The sequence below is a fragment of the Pedobacter sp. GW456-11-11-14-TSB4 genome (genome assembly GCF_059424425.1).
In genome coordinates this window covers 89360-103009 of record NZ_JBWKZK010000001.1, presented here as the reverse complement: position 1 = coordinate 103009, position 13650 = coordinate 89360, and the positions used below count along the sequence as shown (strand labels likewise).

The following is a 13650-nucleotide window of genomic DNA, read 5'->3' as shown; positions in this document are numbered from 1 at the left end:
AGTTAAAAATAAACCAACTCAAAACAAAGTGAATTTTATTTGCTCACCTTAATTGGAGCACCTTTTAAATTTAAATCCTGTAATTCCTCTCTAATATTTTTCATAAAAGTCTTACCAGGGTCTATTTTACCAGATTGGTAATAAGGATTAGTTTCTCGCCACATCGATGTGTTTTTAAATAGCGTGTGTTCATAATGGCCAATTAAATACTGAATTTGATATCTTTTCGCCAAATAACGAACCAATTTTTCATTGGCCAATAGTTGTGCTTTAGTAAGCGGATAATTATCGCTGCCAACATTTTCAATGCCAATAGCACAATAATTTAAACCTATTACATGTCGGGCAAAAGTAGTATCAGGTAATAACTGATAAATTGTACCATCTCTATCTACCAAAAAATGAGATGATACATTTAAACTACTTGCACCTGTTAAATTTTTTCTTCCGCTAGGTAAAATAGATTTATTAAATGCATTGTAGGTGCCCATTAAACTTTTAGAAGCCGTCCAATGTAACACAATCATGCTTGGTTTAATGGTTGGTTCATCCTGCACTAAAGCATGTCTTCTTTTCAAATAATCAAGCGACAGTTTAGTTCTTGTAGCATCGAAAATAATCGGTTTATCAATAATGGTAATTTGCTGAGCAACAGCGAAATTTGAACTAAGTAGAAATGTAAGCAGTAAAAATTTTTGATATAAGTTCATTCGTAAGTGTTGCGATCCAACAGTTTAGTAATAGATCAATTTAACAATTGAATTATTATTTATATAGCTTCAAAACTAACTTTTGGTAATCAATTTTTGCTTTGTATTCCATTAAAATGTCGCCTCCAATTATAGCTGCAATTGCCGGATGTCCCATTGTTAAGTAAGTATCGGTAACACTTTGCAAATCTAAGGCAATCGCCGCATAATTTTTTAAAGTTAAACCGCCAACTTTAAGTTTGGGTACTATACCTTGTAACGTCTCCGATGTACTGAAAATTGTAGCTGCTTGTGTTTCTTCACTAACCGAAATTTCATTTACATGTTTTTCCATCAAAGTTTTATCAAATACAGAACGAGATGCACCAGTATCTAAAACAGCAAATAGCGTTTCCCCAAAAACAACGATTTCCACCAAAAGGTGGAAACCATCATCTTGTAAATTAATAACTTGTAGTGGAACGGTGATTGTTCGCATATATAATGTTTTCGTCATGCTGAATTTATTTCAGCATCTGTTTAGCAGGGCAGACCCTGAAATAAATTCAGGGTGACGGATCCCTGAAATTAAACCAACTTCATTTCAGCCAATACGCTGTTCATATTTCTAACAGCATCAGCACTTTTGTTAAATGCAGCTTGTTCTTCGTCGTTTAATTTATAGTCGATAATTTTTTCCCAACCATCTTTTCCAACAATAACAGGCACACCTAAACAAATGTCGTTTTGGCCATATTCTCCTTCTAAAGCAACGCAGCAAGTAAATAATTTTTTCTCATCACGTACAATAGATTCAACTAAAGCAGCACCAGCAGCACCCGGAGCATACCAAGCAGAAGTTCCTAATAAACCAGTTAAAGTAGCACCACCAACCATAGTATCAGCAGCAACTTTAGCCAAAGTAGCTTCATCTAATAAATCGCTCACAGGCAAACTTTGGTAAGTAGCATAACGTGTCAATGGTATCATTGTCGTATCGCCATGACCACCAATTACAAAACCTTGTAAATCGTTCGAGTTACAGTTTAAAGCCACACTTAAATAATATTTAAAACGAGCGCTATCTAATGTTCCGCCCATGCCAATAATGCGGTTTTTAGGTAAACCTAAAGATTTTAACGCCAAATAAGTCATGGTATCCATCGGGTTACTAATTACGATGATAATCGCATCTGGCGAATATTTTAAAATATTTTCTGCCACACCTTTTACAATACCAGCATTAATACCAATCAATTCTTCACGCGTCATCCCCGGTTTACGCGGTAAACCCGAAGTAATTACAGCCACTGCAGAACCAGCAGTCTGACTATAATCATTAGTTACGCCCTTAATTTTTGTGTCGAAGCCCAGTAAAGTTGCGGTTTGCATCATATCAATAGCTTTACCTTCAGCAAAACCTTCTTTAATATCTAACAATACCAATTCTTCGGCTAATTCTTTTCTAGCGATGTTATCTGCACAGGTTGCACCAACGGCTCCTGCACCTACTACCGTTATTTTCATTTTGGTTATATTTTGGATTTTCTTTTTGAAAACTGTTTTTCGATGCCCAAGATATAGAATTGCATTAGCTTACCCAAATGCTTTGTAAAAATTAATGTGCATATGATAATTAATTTACATAGCGTTTGTTAATTTTTCTCTTTTTTTAGAAGCGCAATTTTAGTGCAATTGTACGCGGCATTCCCGCTTTCTTTGCAATCTTTTTTGTTTACTACGCTTCGCTTCGTCAAAAAAGGATTTACACTCAATCGGGGCTAAAAACAAAAGCTTGTGCAATAAAACCCCCTCAAATTGCAAAATAGTAAACCACAAAGGCTCAATGAGCATGACGAAAAATATTTTTTTTCGCGTAAACCCCAGGCAGGTGGGGATCTTAAGACATTAATTATATGATATATATAACAATACCTTTCTGCCGCATTACGATGCCCAGTCAAGCTGGGCATGAGGGGGAGCATTAAAGCTTTGCGTTCTTTGTTTCTTTGCGGTTTCTCTATCGTCGCTTTATAGAGCGCATTTTCTTCCCCGTCATCCCCACGTAGGTGGGAGTCTTAATGAATTAGCTACATCATAGATATGACAATACCTTTCTGCCGCACTGCGTTGCCCATTCAAGCTGGGCATCACCGAGAGCTTTAATATTTTGCGTTCTTTATTTCTTTGCGGTTTAATCTATCATCGCTTTGCGTTTCCTCAAATAGCTGAGCATAACATAACTTAAAAAACCTTTTCTCTTCCTATTCGTTTAAATTATAAAATCACATTATCATGGAAAATCAACCAATAAAAGTTTTAGATCACCACGCATTTGCCGGGAAGTGGTATTCATTATATTCAATTCCTACCTTATTAGATAAAAATTGGAGACAAACAACAGAAACTTATACACTAGTGGACGATGAGCATTTTGATGTTTTGACCACCTACCAAAAAGAAGGCAATCCAGAAGAACAAACCATCACATCTAAATTATTCTTCGACGAAGACAAACCAGATGGAGACATGAAAGCTCAATTTTTATGGCCTTTTAAAATCGGGTATTGGATTATTGAATTAGCAGATGATTACAGTTATGTAGTTGTTGGTCACCCAGATGAAAAATATCTTTTTATTATGGCTCGTGAACCGCAAATAGAACCCGAATTATTAAGAGGAATTATTGAAAGATGCAGACAAATGGGTTACGATACAGGTAAGTTGGTTAGTCAAGAACATGCCTAATGTTTGTATCCTGTCATTATTTTATTTTGAAAATAATTAGGCATAGAAATAGATAGTAGGAACTTAAATAATTAAAAAATATGAAAGTATTAATCGTTTTAACCTCCCACAGTGAACTCGGGAACACAGGGAAAAAAACAGGATTTTGGATTGAAGAATTCGCAGCACCATATTATGTTTTAGCAGATGCTGGAGCAGAAATTACAATAGCATCTCCAAAAGGTGGTCAGCCACCAATAGATCCTAAAAGTGATGAGCCAGATGCACAAACAGAAGCAACTAAAAGATTTAAGGCTGATGCGGCTTTAAATGAAAAACTAAGTCAATCTGTTAAATTGTCAGAAATAAATGAAGCAGATTTTGACGCTGTTTTTTATCCAGGCGGCCACGGACCGTTATGGGATTTGGCTAATGATGAAAAATCAATATCATTAATTGAAGGATTTTTAAATTCTAATAAACCAGTAGCATTAGTTTGTCACGCTCCAGGAGCTTTAATTAATGTTAAAAATGCCGAAGGGGAGCCATTAGTTAAAGGCAAAGAAGTTACAGGTTTCTCAAATTCTGAAGAAGATGCTGTACAACTTACAGATGTTGTTCCTTTCTTGTTAGAAGATGAATTTAAAAAATTAGGTGGTAACTATAGCAAAGGACCAGATTGGGGCTCATACGTTAAAAAGGATGGATTATTAATTACTGGACAAAATCCTGGGTCATCTGAAGAAGCCGCTAAAGTTTTATTAGATTTACTAAAAAAGTAATCATCAGATTTTTGATAGCTAAAGGTTAGAAAGTTTAACTTTCTAACCTTTTTTTGTGAACGATGTTTTGCCAAAACGCTTAAGATATTGTTAAAGCGCATTTCCTACTGGTCGGTGTTTCACCGACCAAGTTATTTATTATTTTTACTAAACGGTTTCGCCAGGCCAGACACCGGCCGATAGGTGAAAATTATTTTTGGCATGAAATAGTATCGTCTTAAGCATCAACGAGATTAGTCAAGAACTTTTACAACCTCAGAGAGGTTATATGTTTATAGCTAAATTACCATTTTTCGATGTTCGACCCCGTTGGGGTCGTATCATATTATAGACTATTATTCCCATAAATATTAAAATCCTCTGGATTTTTGTTTAATTTAATGATGTTTTCTTAGTCTGGGGAGACGTTACTTTTTTCAACCAATTTGGTGTGTTTTTGTCTATGTTCAGACTTACACAATCTAAATTGATGAGGCTGTATCAAAAGTCAAAATTCTTGATAATTTTCCAAATTAAATTTTGCAATTGATTTTTACCCCACCCTGTTAAGGTTTTTGCTTTGGCTAATTTTGTGCTGTCCCTCTCCTTGAAGAGAGGGATTTAATGGACAGTGAAAGTAACCTAAGGGTTCAAACTACAGTCTTTCCTTTCCCTCTCTTCAAGAAGAGGGATGAGATGCCAACCCAAAAACAACCAACTTTCATAGGGAGAGGTTAAGAAACAGCAGCCAAAAAAAATCTTATTCTATGTTAGCATAACGATTTTTCTTTTTGAGACAGTCTCGTTCTCATTAAATCTGCTTACAATTTTTATAAGAACATTGCAACTGTAGTTATTTGTAATGTCTTTTGTTTTATAAACCTGATTGACGGGGAAAGCTCCCGATTTTTCATCGGGACTTGTACCAAAAAGCAGGGCTAAACTTTCATAAATGGTAATGTGTTTGCTTTTCAAAATAGTTTATAAATTAGCAATCAAACAATCAAAAAATTTTCTACTGGTCGGTGTTTCGCCTACCAGCTGATTTATTATTTTTATTAAAAGGTTTCGGCAGGTGAGACACCAGCCGATAAGTAAATTCATATCGTCATTGCCACGGTCGCTGCGCTTCCTCGCAATGACGATATGGTTTAGATGTTGATAATTTGCTGACACACCTAAGCCTTATTTTCTCTATTTTTGATATCCAACATTTCCCCAACTATGTATTTAATTTTTGATACCGAAACTACTGGTTTACCACGTAATTTTAATGCTCCAATTACCGATACCGATAATTGGCCTCGCTGTATCCAAATTGCTTGGCAGTTGCATGATGACATGGGGAGATTGATTGAGCACCAGGATTATTTAGTTAAGCCAGATGGATTTAACATTCCGTATGATGCTGAAAGAATTCACGGTATTTCTACCGAATTAGCCCAAGAGCAAGGGATTGAGCTTGCCGAAGTTTTAGAAAAATTTAATATCGCCCTTGGCAAAGCAAAATTTGTAGTGGGCCAAAATTTAGGCTTCGATTTAAATATAATGGGCTGCGAATTTTATCGCATGGGTACAGAAAGCCCAATGGCTAGCATGCCGGTTTTAGATACCTGTACCGAAATTACTGCCGATTTATTAAAAATTCCGGGTGGAAGAGGTGGTAGGTTTAAATTACCAAACCTTACCGAATTACATCAGCATCTTTTTGGAGTTCCGTTTGCCGAAGCACATAACGCAACTGCCGACGTAGAAGCAACTACACGCTGTTTTTTGGAACTAATTAAAAGAGAAGTTTTTAAAAAAGAAGAATTACAAGTTGAGGCAGATTATTTTCAGCGGTTTAAAGACATTAATGAAGGCCCAATAGGCTCTTTCGGCATACAGCATGCCAATTTAAAAACCGAATCTGACAAAATTAGAAAACGCCAGCAAGCGGCTGAACCTAGTGGAATTTCTAAACAAACTTTAGCTGGCAACAAACAAGAACTTGCAAGCGCAAGTTTTACGCATTTACATAACCATACGCAATTTTCTGTTCTACAAAGCACCATAAGTGTGCCCGATTTGGTAAAGGCTGCAGTAGCGTTAAATATGCCTGCGGTTGCCATGACAGATCATGCAAATATGATGGGTGCTTTTCACTTTGTGAGTAATGTTGGCAAGCATAATAAAGAGGTTAAAGCCAAAAATGCGGCGGCAATTGAAAATGGAGAAGAACCTAAAGGACAAATATTAAAACCGATTATAGGAGTAGAGTTTTTTGTATGCGACAATCATTTAGATAAAACTAAAAAAGATGATGGCTATCAAATTGTGTTGTTGGCTAAAAATAAACAAGGCTATCACAATTTGGCCAAAATGTCATCAATTGCTTATACCAAAGGCTTTTATTATGTGCCGCGGATTGATAGAAATATAATTGAGCAGTACAAAAGCGATATTATAGTCTTATCTGGTAACCTATATGGTGAGGTTGCTAGTAAGTTATTAAACTTGGGCGAAAAGCAGGCTGAAGAGGGTTTATTGTATTGGAAAGAAACATTCGGCGATGATTTTTATATAGAAATTATGCGTCACGGTCAGGAGAATGAAGACCGTGTTAATACCGATTTAATTGCTTTGGCTGCTAAACATTCGGTAAAGCTTGTTGCTACTAATAACACTTACTACATTAATAAAAAAGATGCAAATGCACACGATATTTTATTGTGTGTTAAGGATGCAGAAAAACAAGCTACACCAATTGGTAGGGGTAGAGGCTACCGTTATGGTTTACCAAACCAAGAATATTATTTTAAATCGGCTGATGAAATGAAGGCGCTTTTTGCCGATTTACCAGAGGCGATTTTAAGTACGCAAGAAATTGTGGATAAAGTAGAAGCCTACGAGTTAGCTCGTGAGGTTTTGCTGCCAAAGTTCGGTATACCTGAAGAGTTTTTAGTTGAAGAAGATAATGCAGATGGCGGTAAGCGTGGAGAGAATAAATATTTAAGGCATTTAACTTATGAAGGTGCCAAAAAAAGATATGGCGACCTTACAGATGTAATTGTAGAAAGGTTAGATTTTGAATTAGCTACAATTGAAAAAACAGGTTATCCGGGTTACTTTTTGATTGTACAAGATTTTATTGCCGAAGCTCGTAGGCGTGATGTTTCTGTTGGTCCTGGTCGTGGTTCGGCAGCAGGTTCGGTAGTAGCTTATTGTCTATGGATTACCAATATTGATCCTTTAAAATACGATCTCCTTTTTGAGCGTTTCCTTAACCCAGATCGTGTTTCCATGCCCGATATTGATATCGACTTTGATGATGAAGGTCGTGGTAGGGTTATGGACTATGTAATTGATAAATATGGCTCAAGTCAGGTTGCACAAATCATCACTTATGGTACAATGGCGGCAAAATCGTCTATCCGTGATACGGCTAGGGTTTTAGATTTACCACTTTTTGAAGCAGATAAAATAGCAAAGCTTATTCCTAATATGAAGCTGGCTAAAATATTTAATTTGGATGAGAAGGCTTTAAAAGCTGGAATGCGACCAGATGAATATGAACGTGTTTTGGAACTCAAAAATTTATCGAACGCCAAAAACTTAAGTGCCGAAACGATTGAACAAGCCATTATTTTAGAAGGTTCATTAAGAAACACGGGTATCCACGCTTGTGGGGTGATTATTACCCCAGATGACATTACCAATTTTGTACCTGTTGCAACTGCAAAAGATTCGGATTTATACGTAACACAATTTGATAACTCTGTTGTAGAAAGTGCTGGTTTGTTAAAAATGGACTTTTTAGGGTTAAAGACGCTAACACTAATAAAAGATACCGTTAAATTGGTAAAGAAAAGACATGGAATAGATTTAGATCCAGATGCTTTTCCGATTGATGATGTAAAAACTTACGAGCTTTTTCAGCGTGGCGAAACAGTCGGCATTTTCCAATACGAGAGTGCAGGTATGCAGAAGTATATGAAAGAGTTAAAACCAACTGTTTTTGGAGATTTAATTGCCATGAATGCCTTGTATCGTCCTGGTCCAATTGCTTACATCCCTAGTTTCGTAAAACGGAAAAATGGTGAAGAAGAGATAAAATACGATTTAGAAGCTTGCGAAGAATTATTGAAAGAAACTTACGGAATTACCGTTTACCAAGAGCAGGTAATGCTTTTATCGCAAAAATTGGCGGATTTTACCAAAGGTGAGGCCGATGTTTTGCGTAAGGCAATGGGTAAAAAGCAACGTGACGTTTTGGATAAAATGAAGCCTAAATTTATTAAGCAGGCTGCAGAAAAAGGTCATGATGCAACCATTTTAGAGAAAATTTGGAAGGATTGGGAAGCCTTTGCTGAATATGCATTTAACAAATCTCACTCTACTTGTTATGCGTGGATAGCTTATCAAACTGCTTATCTAAAGGCAAATTATCCGGCAGAATATATGGCTGCGGTACTTTCTAACAATATGAGCGATATTAAGCAGGTTGCCTTTTTTATGGAAGAATGTAGGCAAATGGGGGTTACTGTTTTAGGTCCAGATGTAAATGAGTCTGATTTAAAATTCTCGGTAAATGCCAAAGGCGAAGTCCGTTTTGGCATGTCGGCGGTTAAAGGAGTTGGAGAAAAGGCGGTAGAAAGCATTATTGAAGAACGGGTTTTAAATGGTCCATATCCAACGGTATTTGAGTTTGCTAAACGATCTAATACACGTATCGTAAATAAAAAAGCTTACGAAAGTTTTGTGTATAGCGGTGCTTTTGATGCATTTGGATTTCATCGAGCTCAATATTTTTATATCGGCGCTAATGATAAAATGAATGGGATTGAAAAATTAATCAAGTACGCAAACGATTTTCAGAACAATCAAAATTCATCGCAATCATCTTTATTTGGTGGCTCAAAAGCCGATTTAATTTTAGAACCAAGTTTTCCAGTATCTCCAGAATGGGGATTAATAGATCGTTTGAAATACGAAAAAGATGCAATTGGAATTTTCTTATCCGGACATCCGTTAGATGACTATAGATTTGAATTAAATCATTTTTGTCAACATTCGGTTAAACATTTATCCATTGTAAATAAAATTAGAAGTGGCGATACGAATGAAGAAGTTTTAATGGAGTTTGAATCCCTAAAAAATAGAGATTTAGTAGTTGGTGGTTTAGTGGTAATGGCATCGCAACGCATTACTAAAACAGGTAAGCCATTTGGAACTTTTGTTTTCGAAGATTATGATGATAGTTGTGAAATTGCTTTGTTTGGAGACGATTTCTTGAAGTTTAAACAGTTTTTAACCGAAGGTTATTTTTTGCAGATTAGAGGTAGAGTGGGAGAGCGCTTTAGGAAAGAGGGCGATTGGGAATTTAAAGTTACATCGATAGATTTACTGGCAGAGTTGAGGGATAAACTTACAAAATGTATCACCATACAACTCCCAATAGAGGCAATTAATGATGATTTAATGGAAAAAATTGATGCGCTTTTGTTAGAAAATAAAGAAAATAGCGAACGTCATAATTGCAAATTAAACTTCGAGGTATATGATCGGGTAGAAAATTTAAAATTAGAATTGCCATCTAAATCATTAAAAATAAACCCGAATAACAAGTTCTTAGAACAATTAACTAATTTGAATGTTGTGAATTATAGATTGAATTAGACGGTGGTCGTCATGCTGAATTAATTTCAGCATCTGCATTACAACACAGACCCTGAAATAAATTCAAGGTGACGGACGATATACGCGAAACTCAGTCAAGTGTCAAATTGACAGCGTGCTATTGATGGCATTACTATTGATTATATATTTGTAAATAAATTTAAAAATAAGTTATGGCTTTAGAAATAACAGATGCAAACTTCGAGGAAGTTGTATTAAAATCAGATAAACCAGTGTTGGTAGATTTTTGGGCAGAATGGTGTGGTCCATGCCGTATGGTTGGTCCTATTGTTGATGAAATTAGCAAAGATTACGAAGGAAAAGCTTTAGTAGGAAAAGTTAATGTTGATAACAACCCACAAATTTCTACGCAGTTTGGTATTCGTAATATTCCAGCGTTATTGTTTTTCAAAAATGGTGAAGTTGTAGATAAACAAGTAGGTGCAGTGCCTAAATCTGTTTTAGCAGGAAAGTTAGACGCACAATTGTAAAAAAAGGTTTGAGAGGAAAATGCTGAAGTTATAAAATAACTCAAGCTCAAAACTCTTATTTTAGTCATACATAAATCCGAAGTCTTTTGATTTCGGATTTTTTTTTAACCTTATCGCCATTGCTTAGGAACTGTGTCTTCCTATATATCTTATCATGTGGACGCATGTTTTTCTTCATTGGATTTTTAGCGTTTTGCTATGTCCCGCAAATATATTACTGCCTAAAGCCAAGACTTCCGTCAATCCCTAGTGCCAGCCAAATCAAAAAAACAGGAGCATAATAGATCAATTGGTACTTCCAAACCTAAAACGCAGTGGTTTTGTGTTCAATTTTGTACAAACATAACTTTGGCACTAACAAACAAAACGAAGTGCCACTGTTTTTTGATGAGCCAGGGATTGAGAAAGGCACATAGAGGGATTGATAAGCATTTTTGCATACTTTTGATGCTTCAAAAGTTTGATGCCTTGCGGCATAGAGCATAATAAGCTAGATTATTTTTTAGATAATCTATGATTTATAAAGAGCACAATCTTTAAGAGATATTTAATTCTAACATATAAATCCGAAGTCTTTTGATTTCGGATTTTTTATTGTCCACATTTTTTCGTTCTTTTAAATAAATCCAATTTTATGAAACAGTTAAAATTTTCTATAACCACTTTATTTGCAGCAAGTTTTCTATTAAGCTGTGTAAATGAAAGCCAAGTTTCTGCTCAAAATTCTGTAGAAACTAGCAAACCTACTGCAGACTATAAACCTGCTTTTGCCGGTCAAACCCGCATCCAAGCTATTAAAACTAAAACACCCTACACCATAACTGTAATCAATAAAAAGTTAGAAAACCCATGGGCAATTGCGGTGCTACCCGATGGAAGATTTTTAATCACCCAAAAAGGTGGAACAATGGTAATTCTAAATTCAAATGGCACCTTAGCCAAAACCATAACAGGCTTACCAAAAGTAGATGATTCTGGTCAGGGAGGCTTATTAGATGTAACCCTAGCTCCAGATTTTTCCAAAAGTAGAATGGTTTATTTCGCTTACTCAGAACCACAAAGCAAAGGTGTTTTGTTAGCTATCGCGAAAGGAAAATTAGCTGCAAATGAAACAGCGATAGAAAATCAGACTATCATTTACAGAGCAACCCCAGCTCATACTGGTAAACTGCAATACGGCTCGAGAATTGTTTTTGATAAAAATGGAAACTTATTTGTAAGCACAGGCGAGCGCTCTGATAAAAGTGTTAGAATTCAAGCTCAGCAGTTAAATTCATCGTTAGGCAAAATACTACATTTAACACCAGAGGGTAAGGCCGTTGCAAATGGTCCGTTTGCTAAACAAGCAGGTGCACGACCAGAGATTTATGCGTATGGTTTACGCAATCCAGATGGCTTAGCTATTCATCCAACCACTGGTGTTTTATGGGAAGCTGAATTTGGACCTAAAGGAGGAGATGAAGTAAATGTAATTAAGCCAGGTAAAAATTATGGTTGGCCAATTATCACCTATGGTGTAGAATATAGTGGCTTTAAAGTAGGTGATGGAATTACGCAGAAAGAAGGGATGGAACAACCCGCTTATTATTGGAACCCAAGCATTTCGCCAGGGAGCATTGCATTTTACACAGGAAATATCACAGAGTGGAAAAACAATTTATTTGTTGGCGCCTTAGGTGGTTCTCATATCATTAGGTTGGTACTTAGCGGCAATAAAATTGCTGGCGAAGAACGTTTGCTAGAAGATAAAAACGAACGTTGGAGAGATTTAGTTACGGGTAAAGACGGTGCTTTATATGCGGTTACCGATAGTGGTAATTTGTATAAGATTGCTAAGAAATAGTAATTCTTTATAACACGTTTGTCATCCTGACCGTAGTCGAAGGATTTCGCCATTACTCTGTTGCTAGTTTATCAACCAATTTTCTATTTGAAAAGCAGTTGCAGTGCTTATCGGTTACCATAGTCCTGCTAAACGCTTTATTTCGGGGTAACAGAAGAAGTTACCCCTACATGCTCGCTTATATCAGGTTTAATAAACAAGAGATAATACATCTGGCAACAAAAGCCCTGATAAGCTTCGACAAAATTATATAAAACTGTTTAAAATTTTGTCGAAGCTTTAAGTTTGTAATTGGTTTTTTTTTATAGCCAAAAATCTTAAAAATTTGTAACTACTGTGGTTTAAAGTACTTTAAAGCCTCTGGCCCAATTATAATTGCAGCAATAATACCAATCACAACAGCAATCATTATCACAATAATATAGGCTAATATCATTAAGCCCATAATAATTAAAACTTTACCTATAATGGCTTTGAGCGATTTTTCGGGGTAAAAACCTTTGTAAAACCATATAAATAAGGGCGGATAGACAAATGTGGTTAAGCTTGTGAAGATAGAAACCGCATGCACATTTGTTTTTAAAATATACATGATTGGATACAACAACAAAATGCATATAAAAATGTAAAAACATAATGCATAGGCATTCATAATGATATGCTCATAGTAATTTTGCCCCCATTTTCTTAAGGCCAAATAGGTAAATAACGATATAACAGGAACAAGCAATAACATGATAAGCGAGTTATAGCTAGTCATAATGGTTTGCATATCATTCATCATTTTAGAATTTATATGCTGAGAGGCATAAAACTCTGCCATTAGTTTATCTAATCCAATAATTTTGAATGATATAAATGCTGAAATACCGCTCAGTAAAAAAACTAACAACAATGGCTTATAGTGATTTACCCTATTTCCGTAAACAAATTCATAAGCTGTTTTACCTGGGTTGCGCAGTATTTTTTTAGCTGAATATAAAAATCCTTTATTGGTATGAATTAACGAGTATTGAACTTCGTCTAATACATATTTTTTATCAATGCGTTTAAATTTCTTTTGTCCGCAGTTACCGCAAAAATTTTCAATTATTGCGTTGTTACAGTTTTGACAAATGTATTCCATGAGAGATGATAGTAATGTTATTTTAGATTTCGAGATTTAATTTCTTTTAAAAGAAAGTTTAAGTTGATAAAAGTTGGCAATAAGGTAATTGGTAAAGTAAATAATGGAATTAAGACAATAAATGAGTTGTTTTTAAAACCACGGGTAAAAAATATGTATGCAAAAAATAGGGCAATTAAGAGCCAAACTATAGCAATACCTACTAAAACTCCTTTTAAAAGATCTCTTCGTTTGATTAATTTTTCATCAGGTAATTCTGCGAAAGGGTTTTTAGTCATGTAGTTTGTCTGTTGGTTTTGTAAAGTTACAAGAATGATCTGCAATTTAAAACAGCTTTTTTAATAACAATTAAATA

Annotated in this window: 10 protein-coding genes; 5 read left to right on the top strand and 5 right to left on the bottom strand. The window is 35.4% G+C overall.

Features of this window, described 5'->3' with window-relative positions:
- Positions 1 to 35: 35 nt before the first annotated feature.
- From AC07XU_RS00450 to mdh, 3 genes are all read right to left on the bottom strand, one after another.
- Entirely contained in the window at positions 36 to 710 is a 675-nt protein-coding gene (locus tag AC07XU_RS00450) for a peptidoglycan recognition protein family protein (protein ID WP_494941663.1), read from the bottom strand.
- A 55-nt stretch (positions 711 to 765) separates the two neighbouring features.
- A complete protein-coding gene (locus AC07XU_RS00445; protein ID WP_494941662.1) occupies positions 766 to 1206 on the bottom strand; it encodes a retropepsin-like aspartic protease in 441 nt (146 codons plus the stop codon).
- A 71-nt stretch (positions 1207 to 1277) separates the two neighbouring features.
- A complete protein-coding gene (gene mdh, locus AC07XU_RS00440) occupies positions 1278 to 2216 on the bottom strand; it encodes a malate dehydrogenase (protein ID WP_494941661.1) in 939 nt (312 codons plus the stop codon).
- Between the two features lie 768 nt (positions 2217 to 2984).
- Between mdh and AC07XU_RS00435 the strand changes: the two genes are divergently transcribed.
- The 5 genes from AC07XU_RS00435 (at position 2985) to AC07XU_RS00415 (ending at position 12169) form a co-directional block, all read left to right on the top strand.
- Positions 2985 to 3437 (top strand): lipocalin family protein, encoded by a 453-nt coding sequence (locus AC07XU_RS00435; protein WP_494941660.1) that lies wholly within the window; start codon positions 2985 to 2987, stop codon positions 3435 to 3437.
- An 80-nt stretch (positions 3438 to 3517) separates the two neighbouring features.
- Positions 3518 to 4198 (top strand): type 1 glutamine amidotransferase domain-containing protein, encoded by a 681-nt coding sequence (locus AC07XU_RS00430; protein WP_494941659.1) that lies wholly within the window; start codon positions 3518 to 3520, stop codon positions 4196 to 4198.
- Positions 4199 to 5401: 1203 nt separating this feature from the next.
- Positions 5402 to 9835, top strand: coding sequence for a DNA polymerase III subunit alpha (gene dnaE, locus AC07XU_RS00425; RefSeq protein WP_494941658.1), 4434 nt, complete (start codon positions 5402 to 5404; stop codon positions 9833 to 9835).
- A gap of 173 nt (positions 9836 to 10008) precedes the next feature.
- Positions 10009 to 10326, top strand: coding sequence for a thioredoxin (trxA, locus tag AC07XU_RS00420; protein WP_136878156.1), 318 nt, complete (start codon positions 10009 to 10011; stop codon positions 10324 to 10326).
- Between the two features lie 634 nt (positions 10327 to 10960).
- Entirely contained in the window at positions 10961 to 12169 is a 1209-nt protein-coding gene (locus AC07XU_RS00415; RefSeq protein WP_494941657.1) for a PQQ-dependent sugar dehydrogenase, read from the top strand.
- A gap of 331 nt (positions 12170 to 12500) precedes the next feature.
- Here AC07XU_RS00415 and AC07XU_RS00410 read toward each other — a convergent pair whose 3' ends face one another.
- Both AC07XU_RS00410 and AC07XU_RS00405 read right to left on the bottom strand, forming a co-directional pair.
- Entirely contained in the window at positions 12501 to 13295 is a 795-nt protein-coding gene (locus tag AC07XU_RS00410; RefSeq protein WP_494941656.1) for a DUF3667 domain-containing protein, read from the bottom strand.
- Positions 13296 to 13312: 17 nt separating this feature from the next.
- A complete protein-coding gene (locus tag AC07XU_RS00405) occupies positions 13313 to 13618 on the bottom strand; it encodes a hypothetical protein (protein WP_494941655.1) in 306 nt (101 codons plus the stop codon).
- Between the last annotated feature and the right edge of the window lie 32 nt (positions 13619 to 13650).